The organism is Pseudomonas sp. GW821-FHT11G12, from assembly GCF_058808055.1.
In genome coordinates this window covers 322,843-337,363 of the sequence record NZ_JBXARH010000001.1, presented here as the reverse complement: position 1 = coordinate 337,363, position 14,521 = coordinate 322,843, and the positions used below count along the sequence as shown (strand labels likewise).

At 60.3% G+C, this 14,521-nt stretch carries 13 protein-coding genes; 10 read left to right on the top strand and 3 right to left on the bottom strand.

Going from position 1 to position 14,521, the window contains the following annotated elements:
• Positions 1-123: 123 nt before the first annotated feature.
• The gene (locus AC1RR7_RS01480; RefSeq protein WP_102621748.1) at positions 124-1,353 is read right to left on the bottom strand and encodes an acyl-CoA dehydrogenase; all 1,230 of its coding nucleotides are present in this window, start codon (positions 1,351-1,353) and stop codon (positions 124-126) included.
• A gap of 176 nt (positions 1,354-1,529) precedes the next feature.
• Here AC1RR7_RS01480 and AC1RR7_RS01475 point away from each other — a divergent pair, with 176 nt between their 5' ends.
• From AC1RR7_RS01475 to AC1RR7_RS01455, 5 genes are all read left to right on the top strand, one after another.
• Positions 1,530-2,474 (top strand): LysR family transcriptional regulator, encoded by a 945-nt coding sequence (locus AC1RR7_RS01475; protein ID WP_011334997.1) that lies wholly within the window; start codon positions 1,530-1,532, stop codon positions 2,472-2,474.
• 55 nt (positions 2,475-2,529) lie between these two features.
• Complete coding sequence (locus AC1RR7_RS01470; RefSeq protein WP_007951507.1) at positions 2,530-2,931, top strand: MerR family transcriptional regulator; 402 nt, start codon at positions 2,530-2,532, stop codon at positions 2,929-2,931.
• A gap of 29 nt (positions 2,932-2,960) precedes the next feature.
• Positions 2,961-3,860, top strand: coding sequence for a hydroxymethylglutaryl-CoA lyase (locus tag AC1RR7_RS01465; RefSeq protein WP_273538127.1), 900 nt, complete (start codon positions 2,961-2,963; stop codon positions 3,858-3,860).
• 1,070 nt (positions 3,861-4,930) lie between these two features.
• Entirely contained in the window at positions 4,931-5,296 is a 366-nt protein-coding gene (locus AC1RR7_RS01460) for a DUF6124 family protein (protein ID WP_236194455.1), read from the top strand.
• Positions 5,297-5,383: 87 nt separating this feature from the next.
• Positions 5,384-5,743, top strand: coding sequence for a DUF6124 family protein (locus tag AC1RR7_RS01455; protein WP_493155832.1), 360 nt, complete (start codon positions 5,384-5,386; stop codon positions 5,741-5,743).
• Positions 5,744-5,843: 100 nt separating this feature from the next.
• Here the strand turns inward: AC1RR7_RS01455 and AC1RR7_RS01450 are convergent, their stop codons facing one another.
• Entirely contained in the window at positions 5,844-7,541 is a 1,698-nt protein-coding gene (locus AC1RR7_RS01450) for an AMP-binding protein (protein ID WP_493155830.1), read from the bottom strand.
• 201 nt (positions 7,542-7,742) lie between these two features.
• On the opposite strand from AC1RR7_RS01450, the gene AC1RR7_RS01445 reads away from it, so the two are divergent.
• Genes AC1RR7_RS01445 through AC1RR7_RS01430 form a run of 4 tightly spaced genes read left to right on the top strand, consistent with a single transcriptional unit; the run spans position 7,743 to position 13,304 of the window.
• Entirely contained in the window at positions 7,743-8,906 is a 1,164-nt protein-coding gene (locus AC1RR7_RS01445; RefSeq protein ID WP_102621744.1) for an isovaleryl-CoA dehydrogenase, read from the top strand.
• Positions 8,907-8,918: 12 nt separating this feature from the next.
• The gene (locus AC1RR7_RS01440; protein ID WP_007951515.1) at positions 8,919-10,526 is read left to right on the top strand and encodes a carboxyl transferase domain-containing protein; all 1,608 of its coding nucleotides are present in this window, start codon (positions 8,919-8,921) and stop codon (positions 10,524-10,526) included.
• A gap of 13 nt (positions 10,527-10,539) precedes the next feature.
• Positions 10,540-11,355, top strand: coding sequence for a gamma-carboxygeranoyl-CoA hydratase (locus AC1RR7_RS01435; protein WP_096822302.1), 816 nt, complete (start codon positions 10,540-10,542; stop codon positions 11,353-11,355).
• Positions 11,355-13,304, top strand: coding sequence for an acetyl/propionyl/methylcrotonyl-CoA carboxylase subunit alpha (locus AC1RR7_RS01430; protein WP_102621743.1), 1,950 nt, complete (start codon positions 11,355-11,357; stop codon positions 13,302-13,304). Before AC1RR7_RS01435 ends, AC1RR7_RS01430 begins: the two co-directional genes overlap by 1 nt.
• 39 nt (positions 13,305-13,343) lie before the next feature.
• Here the strand turns inward: AC1RR7_RS01430 and AC1RR7_RS01425 are convergent, their stop codons facing one another.
• Positions 13,344-14,000 (bottom strand): LexA family protein, encoded by a 657-nt coding sequence (locus AC1RR7_RS01425; protein WP_102621757.1) that lies wholly within the window; start codon positions 13,998-14,000, stop codon positions 13,344-13,346.
• A gap of 129 nt (positions 14,001-14,129) precedes the next feature.
• On the opposite strand from AC1RR7_RS01425, the gene AC1RR7_RS01420 reads away from it, so the two are divergent.
• The gene (locus tag AC1RR7_RS01420) at positions 14,130-14,468 is read left to right on the top strand and encodes a DUF6124 family protein (RefSeq protein ID WP_096822304.1); all 339 of its coding nucleotides are present in this window, start codon (positions 14,130-14,132) and stop codon (positions 14,466-14,468) included.
• The last annotated feature ends 53 nt before the right edge of the window (positions 14,469-14,521 follow it).

Genomic DNA, 14,521 nt, shown 5'->3' with positions numbered 1-14,521 from the left:
CTGATCGTTCCCACGCTCTGCGTGGGAATGCATACCGTGACGCTCCGCGTCACAGTGGACGCAGAGCGTCCATGGCTGCGTTACCACGCAGAGCGTGGGAACGATCAGGGGTGAAGTGCTGGATCAGCGCTCGCTGCGCAGCATTTCCTTCGGCACGTACTTGCCGATCTCGAATTTGCCGATCGCCGCGCGGTGCACTTCGTCCGGGCCGTCGGCCAGGCGCAGAGTGCGTTGCATGGCGTACATGTAGGCCAGCGGGAAGTCGTTCGACACCCCTGCACCGCCATGGATCTGGATCGCCCGGTCGATCACCCGCAACGCGACGTTCGGTGCGACGACCTTGATCTGCGCAATCTCGCTCTTGGCAACCTTGTTACCCACGGTGTCCATCATGTACGCCGCCTTCAGGGTCAGCAGGCGTGCCATGTCGATTTCCATGCGCGAGTCGGCGATCTTGTCGACGTTACCGCCCAGACGCGCCAGCGGTTTGCCGAACGCGGTACGGCTCACCGAACGTTTGCACATCAGTTCCAGTGCGCGCTCGGCCATACCGATCGAACGCATGCAGTGGTGAATCCGGCCTGGGCCAAGGCGACCTTGAGCAATTTCGAAGCCGCGTCCTTCACCGAGCAGGACGTTTTCGTACGGCACTCGCACGTTGTCGAACAGCACTTCGGCGTGGCCGTGGGGTGCGTCGTCGTAACCGAACACCGGCAGCGGACGGACGATCTTCACGCCTGGGGTGTCGACCGGCACCAAAATCATCGAGTGCTGGGCGTGGCGCGGAGCGTCAGGGTTGCTCAGGCCCATGAAGATCAGGATCTTGCAGCGCGGATCGCAGGCGCCGGAAGTCCACCATTTCTTGCCGTTGATCACCCACTCATCGCCATCACGCACGGCACGAGCAGCCATGTTGGTGGCGTCGGAGGATGCGACGTCCGGTTCGGTCATCGCAAACGCCGAGCGAATCTCGCCGCGCAGCAGCGGTTCGAGCCAGCGCTGTTTCTGTTCTTCGTTGGCGTAACGCACCAGCACTTCCATGTTGCCGGTGTCCGGTGCCGAGCAGTTGAACGGCTCGGGACCGAGCAGCGAACGGCCCATGATTTCCGCCAATGGCGCGTATTCGAGGTTGGTCAGGCCGGCGCCCAGTTCCGACTCAGGCAGAAACAAATTCCACAGCCCTTCAGCCTTGGCCTTGAGTTTGAGTTCTTCCATGATCGCGGTCGGCTGCCAGCGGTCGCCCTCGGCAACCTGCCGTTCGAACACGGCTTCGGCCGGGTAAACGTAAGTGTCCATGAACGCGGTCACGCGCTCACGCAGTTCTTGCACCTTGGGCGAATAAGCGAAATCCATGAGCAATTACCTTTTTTCGGCAGGTTGTTTAAGTCATGCAATCGATGCTAGAACAGCGTTGATAATTTACCTAGCCTATTCTCGGCGTGTATAAACATTCATCACCGATATATGATTGGTTGATTTTCCGGGCAGCCCTGACCTGTACCCTCCACCTATAACAAGAGAGCCGCGTAATGAATCTGAGCAAGGTCGACCTCAACCTTTTCATCGTCTTCGACGCGATCTACACCGAAGCCAACCTGACCCGCGCCGGGCAGATTGTCGGCATCACCCAGCCAGCGGTGTCCAACGCCTTGGCGCGGTTGCGCGAGACCTTCAACGACCCGCTCTTCGTACGCACGGCCCAGGGCATGGTGCCGACGCCCATGGCGCAGAACATCATCGGCCCGGTGCGTAACGCGCTGTCGCTGCTGCGGGTGTCGGTTCAGGAAAGCCGCATTTTCAACCCTTCGCAAGCGGTCAAGACTTACCGCATCAGCATGACTGACCTGACCGAAGCGGTGATTCTGCCGCCGCTGTTCCAGCGCCTGCGTCGCCTGGCGCCGACGGTGATCATCGAAAGTTTCCTGTCCAAACGCCGGGAAACCACCAAGGAACTGGCTGCCGGACGTCTCGACTTTGCCGTGGATGCACCGCTCAACACCGACCCGCAGGTGCGCCACGTCAAGCTGATGGAAGACCGATACGTCTGCGCCATGCGCAAGGGCCATCCGCTGGCGACCAAGGAAAAATTCACCCTCGACGATTACCTGTCGCTGACCCACATTCATATTTCCAGCCGTCGCAGTGGTCTGGGCCATGTCGATCTGGCGCTGGGCAAGATGGGCATCCAGCGCAAGATCGCGCTGCGCTCGCAGCACTATCTGATGGCGTCCCAGGTGTTGCAGCAGACCGACATGGTGATGACCGTGCCGGAGCGTTTTGCCCGTCGCCATGACCTGCATGCGTTCAATCTGCCGGTCAACGATGTGCCACCCGTGGAAACCCATTTGTACTGGCACGAAAGCACCGATCAGGACCCGGCCAACCGCTGGATGCGCGAGCAGATGATCGAGCTGTGCCAGCAAGTGACAGCGCACGAGAAGAAGCTCGACAAGCTGCAGGCGCCCGCCACTTGACGTAAACGTCAACCTGCCATTAGCTTAGCGCCAAGACCTTATTTCGAGCGCTTTCATGAGCAGCCAGACCTACAGCATTTCCGACCTCGCCCGCGAGCTGGACATCACCACCCGGGCGATCCGCTTCTATGAAGAACAAGGCCTGCTCAGCCCCGAGCGCCGAGGCCAGGAACGCATCTATTCGCCGCGCGACAAGGTCAGCCTGAAGCTGATCCTGCGGGGCAAGCGCATCGGTTTTTCCCTGGCCGAGTGCCGCGAGCTGATCGAGCTCTACGACCCCTCCAGCGGTAACACCAAACAACTCAACAGCATGCTGGCGAAAATCAGCGAGCGCCGGGAACAGCTTGAACAGCAGTTGCTGGACATCGAACAGATGAAGCTGGAACTCGACACCGCTGAAGAACGCTGCGTGCAGGCGCTGGAGCAGACGCTCAAGAGTCAGCAAGTCGCGCAGTAGCCTCCCGATAATTACAACAGGTCAACGCCATGTCCCTCCCCTCCCAAGTACGCCTGATCGAAGTCGGCCCGCGTGACGGCCTGCAGAACGAAGCCCAGCCCATCAGCGTCGCCGACAAGGTGCAACTGGTCGACGCCTTGAGCGCTGCCGGCCTCGGCTATATAGAGGTCGGCAGTTTCGTCTCGCCCAAGTGGGTACCGCAGATGGCCGGCTCCGCCGACGTGTTCGCGCAGATCCAGCGCAAGCCCGGCGTGACCTATGGCGCGCTGGCGCCAAACCTGCGCGGTTTTGAAGATGCGCTGGCCGCCGGGGTCAAGGAAGTCGCGGTGTTTGCTGCGGCATCCGAAGCGTTTTCGCAACGCAACATCAACTGCTCGATCAGCGAAAGCCTCGCGCGGTTCGCGCCGATCATGGAATCGGCGAAACAGCACGGCGTTACCGTGCGCGGTTACGTTTCCTGCGTGCTGGGTTGCCCTTATGAAGGCGAGGTCGCCCCGGAACAAGTGGCGATGGTCGCCCGCGAGTTGTACGCGATGGGCTGCTACGAAGTTTCGCTGGGCGACACCATCGGCACCGGCACTGCTGGCGCCACCCGCCGGCTGTTCGAAGTAGTGTCGAAGTATGTGCCTCGCGAGAAACTCGCCGGCCACTTCCACGACACCTATGGCCAGGCCATGGCCAACATCTACGCCAGCCTGCTGGAAGGCATCGCGGTGTTCGACAGCTCTATCGCCGGCCTCGGCGGCTGCCCGTACGCCAAAGGCGCCAGCGGTAACGTCGCCACCGAGGATGTGGTGTACCTGCTCAACGGCCTGGGCATCGAGACCGGTATCGACCTCGACGCCTTGATTGCTGCCGGCCAACAGATCAGTGCCGTGCTGGGTCGCCCAACCGGTTCGCGCGTGGCCAAGGCTCGTAGCGCACAGTGAGGGGATGGTGTTACCGCCGAGCGCGAAACGTGGGCACAAGCGAGTAACACGGAAACAAATTGTCTGGTTTTGCCTGAAGGAAAAATCCTTCAAAAAACTCAAACCCTTGATTTACAAGGGTTTTAAAAAGTTGGCACGGCTTCTGCTATCTCTATGGCATAACAAGAATAAAAAGCAGCAAACCAATAAAAATAAGACGTACCGACTCTGACATAACAAAAACAACACGGCAGAGACGCAGCTAACAGATTTTTTTGGAGAAGGTGTGCTTTTCAGGGTGTTCCTCGGAATGACCCGCAACCGGGCAGAGAACAATAAAACTACCTTCAGGTAGCTCCCGAATCGGTTGGATCGCCTAGCGAGAAAGCAGATCAGCGCTCAAAAAAATACGTTTGCTCTTGACCCCGGATGGGGGTCGCCAAAAACAGCGGTAAAGGGCCACGGTTGCCAAAAACAACAACAGACCGCCCCTCAATAATAAAAAAGAGCACGCGACGACAAAATTAAAGGGGAGCTTCGGCTCCCCTTTGTGCTGTCTGGCGTTCTGAAATTGTCCGCGACGGATCTCCTCCCCCATCTCGATCTTCCTGTAAGCGCTCACTCGGCAAGATCTCAGTGAGGCAATTGATCTTGTGCCTCAACATCCAGCCCCCCCCATACAAGTAATCCCAACAAAAACACGGAGGGTTCACGGCTTTCGCTGTGTGTAAACATGACGCCGCATGCGCGTTTAAAGTACACGAACCGTTACGCCATAAGGGCTACAACACCTTGCGTCGTTGCCTACGCGTACGCCAGAATCCGCCGGCTTACGCAGCTTGGAGAGGGCTATATCGTTTCCCTGTCACTGAAAAACAGTGATCGGGTTTGGTAGCCCGTCTGTAATAGCTGTATGGCAACACCGTATCCAGTCCCTTTTGGGGGCTCGGTTTTATGGTGGTCATGCGTGGGGCTCATTCGTGAGCGCCGGGTTCCTATTGCAGCCGGTCTACCAACCCGCGTATGGCCGCCACCCATCGTTTGGTAGCGTGGGTGATGGCTCCTTGAAGTCTGCGATAGGAGTTACACGTATGTTCAAAGCCACACCAAACCCACCAGAAACCGATTCAATCCCCTACGACGCCGCACTAGAAGCCGAAAACATAAAAACGGCAACCGAGCGGGCGATCAATCATTACCTCGATCCTGGGGCGCAGAAGACGTCCAAGCCATCGCGCAAGCCCGGCAAGATCTATCTGGTCAATCCAACGGTGGATGACGAAACGCTGCTGGTCGAAGCGTGCGAAACGCTGTCGTCGGCCAGTGACATGGCCCGGGATCTCGGCGACACCGTCGATCCGTCGCAGCGCAAGGCGATGCAGATACTGCAGCAGGTCATCATGCTGAGTGAGCTGCTGGTCAATCGCGTGCTGGATAACCATCACGTCTCGCGGTAGTTGCCGCCTCGGTGAGGGGCTTGTCCCCTCACTGCTTGGCAGCCGTCGATAAAAATCCTCAAGCGACTCTGTCCGGAGTTCCAGCTGATGTCCAAGACCGTCATTCCACCGTTAGAAGAACCGGTGTCCCCGTATGAATTTCCTGATTCAAGAAAACTCCACGACGCGGCCGAACGCGCCCTCGACTATTACCTGACCCCCGCAGCCAAGATCATGGCCACGCCCTACACCCCAAACGACATGTTCATGGTCAACCCGCAAACCGACACGGAGTCCTTGCTGGCCAACGCCTGCGAATCCCTCGCGTCAGCCACGGTCATGCTCGGTGACTTTGCCGGGATGCTGGAAGGGCCGAACCGCAAGACCCTGCTGGGCATTGCGCAAGTGGTGATGTTGGGGGAATTGGCGGTGAATCAGGCATTGGAAAATGTAGAGGTAAAGCAATAAGCGCTGCTTTCGAAGCCAGGGTCCGTGCCCTGGCTTCGAAGGCTCTGATCGATATAGAAAGTTGAAACTGTGGGAGCCAAGCCCCCACAGATTGGTTCTGTCAGCCCTCGTTACCGCGCAACTCCTCGATACTGATCTCGCGCATCCGGAATTTCTGGATCTTGCCCGTCACCGTCATCGGAAACTCCTCGACGAACTTGAAATGACGCGGAGTCTTGAAGTGGGCGATGCGTTCCTTGCACCACGCTTGCAGCTCTTGTTCGGTGGCGCTGTGGCCGGGATGGAATTTGATCCAGGCGACGATTTCCTCGCCGTAGCGTGAGCAGGGAATGCCGATCACCTGCACGTCCGCCACCGCCGGGTGGGTGAAAAAGAACTCTTCCAGTTCACGCGGGTAAATGTTTTCGCCGCCACGAATGATCATGTCCTTGTTGCGGCCGGCGATGCAGACGTAACCCTCGTCGTTCATGCTCGCCAGGTCGCCGGTGTGCATCCAGCCTGCCGCGTCGATGGCTTCGGCGGTGGCATTCGGGTTGTTCCAGTAGCCGAGCATCACGCTGTAGCCACGGGTACACAGTTCGCCGATGGTGCCACGTGGCACCGGGTTGCCGGCCTCGTCGATGATTTTGCTTTCGAGTTGTGGCTGGGTGCGGCCGACGGTGGTGACGCGCAGTTCCAGTTCGTCAGATGGCCCGGTCTGCAGGGACACGGGGCTGGTTTCGGTCATGCCGTAGGCGATCTGCACTTCGCTCATGTGCATTTCGCTGATGACCCGTCGCATCACCTCGATCGGGCAGGTGGCGCCGGCCATGATTCCGGTGCGCAGGGTCGACAGGTCGAATTCGGCGCGCTGCGGCTGATCGAGCATGGCGATGAACATGGTTGGTACGCCGTACAGTGCGGTGGCCTTTTCTTCGGCGACGGTGCTCAGGGTCAGCAGCGGATCGAAGGCATCGTTGGGGTAAATCATCGTGCTGCCGTGGGTGATGCAGCCCAGGTTGCCCATGACCATGCCGAAGCAGTGATACAGCGGCACCGGGATCACTAGGCGATCGGCGGCGGTCAGGCCGAGGCTTTCGCCGACCATGTAACCGTTGTTGAGGATGTTGTAGTGACTGAGGGTCGCGCCCTTGGGGAAACCGGTGGTGCCGGAGGTGTACTGGATGTTGACGGGCTGATCGAAGTGCAGGCTGTCGCTGCGTTCACGCAATTGTTCTGGAGAGACACTGGCGGCCAGATCTGCCAGTTGCGACCACGGGAGAAAACCCGAAGGCGGCTGGGGATCGAGGCTAATCAAGCCGCGCAGCTCCGGCAGGCGCTCGCTGCGCAGTTCGCCGATGGATTGCTCGGCCAGTTCCGGCAGCAAACCTTGCAACATGCCGTGATAGTTGGAGCTCTTGAACGCGCCCGCGCAGACCAGCCACTGGCAACCGGATTGCTTGAGCACGTATTCCAGCTCGGAGCTGCGGTAGGCCGGGTTGATGTTGACCAGAATCACGCCGATCTTTGCGGTGGCGAACTGAGTGATGCACCACTGCGCGCAGTTCGGCGCCCAGATGCCGAGCCGGTCACCGGCCTGCAAACCCAACGCCAGCAGGGCTCTGGCATGCACGTCCACCGCGTCGGCCAGTTGCCGCCAGGTGTAACGCTGCTGCTGATGGCGCACCACCAGCGCCTCGCCGTCCGGGTACTGCGCGACGGTCTCGTCGAACTTCTGCCCGATGGTCATCGCCAGCAAGGCTTTGTCCTGGGAACCACGGGTGTAGCTGCGCTGCGGGTTTGCACTGGGTTGATCCATGACGACCCCTATTGTCTTTATTAGTGGGTGTTGGACCGGAGCCATATGAGCTCCGACCATTCAGAACTGGCCCTACTCTCGCTCAAGTTGACGTTAACGTAAAGGGTGATTGACAGCCATTCGTCACAGGCTTACGTTAACGTAAAGGTGAGAGCCGAACCGCCGCCCTCCCTGCCCTACAAAAAAGCCAAAAGGTGACCCATGAGCTACCCATCCCTGAACTTTGCCCTCGGTGAAACCATCGACATGCTGCGCGATCAGGTTCAGTCCTTTGTCGCCAAGGAGGTCGCTCCGCGCGCCGCGCAGATCGACAGCGACAACCTGTTCCCCGCCGATCTGTGGCGCAAGTTCGGCGACATGGGCCTGCTCGGCATCACCGTGCCGGAAGAGTACGGCGGCGCTGGCCTGGGTTACCTGGCGCACGTCGTGGCGATGGAAGAAATCAGCCGCGGCTCCGCTTCTGTGGCTTTGTCCTACGGCGCCCACTCCAATCTCTGCGTGAACCAGATCAACCGCAACGGTAACCACGAACAGAAATCCAAGTACCTGCCGAAACTGATCAGCGGCGAACACGTCGGCGCACTCGCCATGAGCGAGCCGAACGCCGGTTCCGACGTGGTCTCGATGAAACTGCGCGCCGAAAAACGCGGTGACCGCTACGTCCTCAACGGCAGCAAGACCTGGATCACCAACGGCCCCGACGCCAACACCTACGTGATCTACGCCAAGACCGACCTGGAAAAAGGCCCCCACGGCATCACCGCGTTCATCGTCGAGCGCGACTGGAAAGGCTTCAGCCGCAGCAACAAGTTCGACAAGCTCGGCATGCGCGGTTCCAACACCTGCGAGCTGTTCTTCGACGACGTCGAAGTGCCGGAAGAAAACATCCTCGGCGTGCTCAACGGCGGCGTGAAAGTGCTGATGAGCGGCCTCGATTACGAGCGCGTCGTGCTTTCCGGTGGCCCGACCGGGATCATGCAGTCGTGCATGGACCTGATCGTGCCGTACATCCACGACCGCAAGCAGTTCGGCCAGAGCATCGGCGAATTCCAGCTGATCCAGGGCAAGGTCGCCGACATGTACACCCAGCTTAACGCCAGCCGCGCCTACCTCTACGCCGTGGCCCAGGCCTGCGAGCGCAACGAGACCACGCGCAAGGACGCCGCCGGCGTGATCCTCTACACCGCCGAACGCGCCACGCAAATGGCCCTCGACGCAATCCAGATTCTCGGCGGCAACGGTTACATCAACGAATTCCCGGCCGGCCGTCTGCTGCGTGACGCCAAGCTGTACGAAATCGGCGCTGGCACCAGTGAGATCCGTCGCATGCTGATCGGCCGCGAACTGTTCAACGAAACCCGCTAAACGGAGCTGTCCATGGCTATCCTGCATACCCAGCTCAACCCCCGTTCAGCGGAGTTCGCCGCCAACAGCGCGGCGATGCTCGAACAGGTCGACGCCCTGCACACCCTGCTCGCCCAAGTGGCACAGGGCGGAGGCGCGAAAGCCCAGGAACGTCACACCTCGCGCGGCAAACTGCTGCCCCGTGAGCGGATCAACCGCTTGCTCGATCCGGGCTCGCCGTTTCTGGAAATCAGCCAGTTGGCCGCCCACGCCGTGTATGGCGAAGACGTGCCCGCCGCTGGCGTGATTGCCGGCATCGGCCGCGTGGAAGGTGTCGAGTGCATGATCGTCGCCAACGACGCGACGGTGAAAGGTGGCTCGTACTACCCGCTGACCGTAAAGAAACACTTGCGCGCCCAGACCATCGCCCAACAGAACCGCCTGCCATGCATCTATCTGGTGGACTCGGGCGGCGCCAACCTGCCGCGTCAGGACGAAGTGTTCCCGGATCGCGAGCACTTCGGGCGAATCTTCTTCAACCAGGCCAACATGAGTGCCATGGGCATCCCGCAGATCGCTGTGGTCATGGGCTCGTGCACTGCGGGCGGCGCGTATGTGCCGGCGATGGCCGACGAAGCAATCATGGTGCGCAATCAGGCGACGATTTTTCTCGCCGGCCCGCCCTTGGTGAAAGCTGCGACCGGTGAAGTGGTCAGCGCCGAAGACCTCGGCGGGGCCGATGTGCATTGCAAGATTTCCGGGGTCGCCGACCACTACGCCGAAAGCGATGAGCACGCCCTCGCCCTCGCCCGCCGCAGCGTCGCCAACCTCAACTGGCGCAAGCTCGGCGAAGTGCAGCAGCGCGCGCCGATTGCGCCGCTGTACGCCAGCGACGAGTTGTACGGTGTGGTGTCGGCGGATGCCAAACAGCCGTTCGACGTGCGTGAAGTGATTGCGCGACTGGTCGACGGTTCGGTGTTCGATGAGTTCAAGGCGCTGTTCGGTACGACGCTGGTGTGCGGTTTCGCCCATCTGCACGGCTACCCGATCGCGATCCTCGCCAACAACGGCATCCTGTTCGCCGAAGCCGCGCAAAAAGGCGCGCACTTCATCGAACTGGCCTGCCAGCGCGGCATCCCGCTGCTGTTCCTGCAGAACATCACCGGCTTCATGGTCGGTCAGAAATACGAGGCCGGCGGCATCGCCAAACACGGCGCGAAACTGGTGACCGCCGTGGCATGCGCCAAGGTGCCGAAATTCACCGTGATCATCGGCGGCAGCTTCGGTGCCGGTAACTACGGCATGTGCGGGCGGGCCTACGATCCACGTTTCCTGTGGATGTGGCCAAACGCGCGGATTGGCGTGATGGGCGCCGAACAGGCGGCCGGCGTGCTGGTTCAGGTCAAGCGCGAACAGGCCGAACGCAGCGGTCAGGCGTTCAGTGCCGAGCAGGAAAGCGAGATCAAGCAACCGATTCTCGACCAGTACGAAGAGCAGGGTCACCCCTACTACTCCAGCGCACGGCTGTGGGACGACGGCGTCATCGACCCGGCGCAGACCCGCGATGTGCTGGCCCTGGCCTTGTCCGCGTCGTTGAACGCGCCTATCGAACCGAGCCGCTTCGGCGTGTTCCGGATGTGATCGGGAGAACCTCATGAGCGACTTCAACACCCTCGAATTGCAGAGCGATCCACGGGGTTTCGCGACCCTGTGGCTTAGCCGCGAAGAAAAGAACAATGCATTCAACGCCGAGATGATCCGCGAACTGATCCTGGCACTGGACAAGGTCGCCAGCGACGCCAGCCTGCGTTTCCTGCTGGTGCGCGGACGCGGCAAGCACTTCAGCGCCGGCGCCGATCTGGCCTGGATGCAGCAATCGGCCGAACTCGATTACCACACCAACCTCGACGACGCCCGGGAACTGGCGGAGCTGATGTACAACCTCGCCAAGCTGAAAATCCCGACCGTGGCAGTGGTGCAAGGCGCGGCGTTCGGCGGAGCATTGGGTCTGATCAGTTGCTGCGACATGGCAATTGGCGCCGATGACGCGCAGTTCTGCCTGTCGGAAGTGCGCATTGGCTTGGCGCCGGCGGTGATCAGCCCGTTCGTGGTGCAAGCCATCGGTGAACGTGCGGCGCGGCGTTATGCGCTGACGGCCGAGCGTTTTGGCGGCCAACGGGCGCGTGAAATTGGATTGCTCTCCGAAAGCTATCCGGCGGCCGAGCTTGAACAGAAAGTCGAACAATGGATCGACAACCTCCTGCTCAACAGCCCCGCCGCCATGCGCGCCAGCAAGGATCTGCTGCGTGAAGTCGGCAACGGCGCGTTGACTCCGGCCCTGCGCCGCTACACCGAAAATGCCATCGCCCGCATCCGCGTCAGCCCGGAAGGCCAGGAAGGTCTGCGGGCCTTTTTGCAGAAACGTCCACCGAGCTGGCAAGCCGCAACCACCACCAAGGAGCCGCGTTGATGAGCGCACCTGTTCTCACCACCCTGCTGGTGGCCAACCGTGGCGAGATCGCTTGCCGGGTCATGCGCACCGCCAAGGCCCTGGGCCTGACTACCGTTGCCGTGCACAGCGCCACCGACCGTGAAGCGCGGCACAGCCGTGAAGCGGATATCCGCGTCGATCTGGGCGGCAGCAAAGCGGCCGACAGTTACCTGCAAATCGACAAACTGATCGCGGCGGCGAAGGCCAGCGGCGCTCAGGCGATTCATCCGGGTTATGGTTTTCTTTCGGAAAACGCCGGGTTTGCCCGCGCCATCGAAGCGGCGGGCCTGATCTTCCTCGGCCCGCCGGCCTCGGCCATTGATGCGATGGGCAGCAAATCCGCCGCCAAGGCTCTGATGGAAACGGCCGGCGTGCCGCTGGTGCCGGGCTATCACGGTGAGGCCCAGGATCTGGACACCTTCCGCGATGCTTGCGAGCGCATTGGCTATCCAGTGCTGCTCAAGGCCACTGCCGGCGGTGGTGGCAAGGGCATGAAGGTCGTTGAAGACGTCAGCCAACTGGCTGAAGCGCTGGCTTCGGCCCAGCGTGAAGCGCAGTCGTCGTTCGGCGATTCGCGGATGCTCGTGGAGAAATACCTGCTCAAGCCGCGCCACGTGGAAATCCAGGTGTTCGCCGATCAGCATGGTAATTGCCTGTATTTGAATGAGCGCGACTGCTCGATTCAGCGCAGACACCAGAAGGTCGTTGAGGAGGCACCGGCACCGGGGCTGAGCCCGGAGTTGCGCCGGGCCATGGGCGAAGCGGCGGTGCGTTCGGCGCAGGCCATCGGTTATGTCGGCGCTGGCACGGTGGAGTTTTTGCTGGACGCTCGCGGCGAGTTTTTCTTCATGGAGATGAACACGCGGCTGCAAGTCGAACACCCGGTCACCGAGGCCATCACCGGCCTTGATCTGGTGGCCTGGCAGATTCGCGTCGCCCGTGGCGAAGCGTTGCCGATCACTCAGGATCAGGTGCCGCTGAACGGGCATGCGATTGAGGTTCGGCTGTATGCGGAAGATCCGTCGAATGATTTTCTGCCGGCTACCGGACGCCTCGATCTGTATCGCGAATCCACCGTTGGGCCGGGGCGTCGCGTTGATGCGGGCGTTGAGGAAGGCGATGAGATTTCGCCGTTTTATGACCCGATGCTCGGCAAGCTGATTGCCTGGGGCGAGGATCGTGAGCAGGCGCGGTTGCGGCTGCTGAGCATGCTCGATGAGTTCGCGATTGGCGGGTTGAAGACCAACATCAACTTCCTGCGGCGGATTATCGGTCATCCAGCATTTGCATCCGCCGAGCTGGATACCGGGTTCATTCCTCGCTATCAGGAACAGCTACTGCCAGCGCCTGTCGCGCTGAGCGATGAATTCTGGGATGCGGCGGCGCAGGCTTTTGCGCAGAGTTTGCCGGGGATGACTCGGGAAGATGATCCGGCCTCGCCTTGGGCGCTTCACAGCGGCTTGCGCGCGGGGTTGCCACGTGAAATCACTCTGCATTTAAGTTGCGAGGGGCAGGATCGGGCGCTCACGCTCGGTGCTGGCGGCAATGCAAAATTGATCGGCGAGCAACTGGTGATCGAGCGCGATGGTTTGCGTCGTCAGTTGCGTGCGATTCGTCGTGGAGAGGTTCTGTATCTGCAATGGGACGGCGAGTTGCGACGCATTGAAACGTACGACCCGATCAGCGCTGTCGAAGCCAGTCACAGCCATCAGGGCGGTCTGACTGCACCGATGAACGGCAGCATCGTGCGAGTGCTGGTGGAGGCCGGGCAATCGGTTGAGGCCGGCGCTCAACTGGTGGTGCTGGAAGCGATGAAGATGGAACACAGCATCCGCGCCCCCCATGCCGGTGTGATCAAGGCGCTGTATTGCCAGGAAGGCGAAATGGTCAGCGAAGGCAGCGCGCTGGTCGAGCTGGAAGAGGCTTGAAAGGTGGATCGATCCTACACATTGTGAGGATCGATCTGACTAGTACTTGGCCGATGCCTGAACCACGACACCGATAATTCGGCACTCGTCGGTAAACACGGCTTTCGGCCAGGTCGGATTGAGCGGCATCAGGTAACGCTGGCCGCCCTCTTCGATCAGTTTGCGGAAAATCGCTTCATCACTGTCCTGCCACTGGGCGATCACCAGTTTGCCGGGCTCCGCCTCCACCGCCGGATCCACCAGGATCAGCATCCCCTCGCCGATGCTCTGCCCGGTTGGTGCGGTCATCGAGTTGCCCATTACCGTGAGCCAGAACGCCGGGCCTCGGGCATGGTAATCCGTCAGTTCGAAACGTCGCTTGTCCTTGCCGCTCGAATACGCCGGTTGGGCTTCACGGGCCTCGATCGGGGTTTTCCAGTCGCTGACCGGATAGCGGAAGTAAGGGTTGTACTTCTGCGCCAGAGGCATTTCGTCGTCCTTGTCGACTTGCGGTTCGCGGATCACTACCGCGACTTCGAGAAACTCCATGCCCAGCGCTTTCAGCACGCGGTTCATCTGCGTGATGCCGGGCTCACGGCGTTTGTTCAGCCAATGGCCGATACCGCCCTGAGACATGCCGACGCGCTCGCCGAGTTCGACTTGAGTGACATTGAGTTCACTCATTTTGGCCTTGACCAACTCAATCCATTTATCCATGTGCGGCACCATACGTGCCCGTCCCGGGCCATCAAAACACATATTGTAGTATTTAAATTCTGGTCACAAATACTCTAGGTACTATTCTTGGATCACGGATTTGAATCGACCAAGGAGTGACCTTTCACCATGAACATCACCAGCAAAGACCTGCCCGACCTGCAAATGGACACCACGTTCACGTCTGCGCAAGGATGCGCCGCTGCGCAGCGGGCATTGGACTATTACTTGAAACCGGCTGTGTCAGAACCGGATGTGGAAGAACGTTTTTTCGGCGTGAACAGCAACCTGAGTGGCGAAGAATCCCTGGTCCACGCCTCGGATTTGCTGCGATGTGCAGCGGCCACGGCATTCAAGGCAGCAGACGGCTTGCAGGGTGTCAGTCGGGATTTGGCTTTTTCGGTCGTGCACATGGTGGACATGGCACGAGCGATGGTCGATCACTCGCTCGATGGCGGTGTTCGCTGAAGACGGACGGGAAAGAATTTTCCAATCGCGCAGATAAAAACGTTTGACTTGCA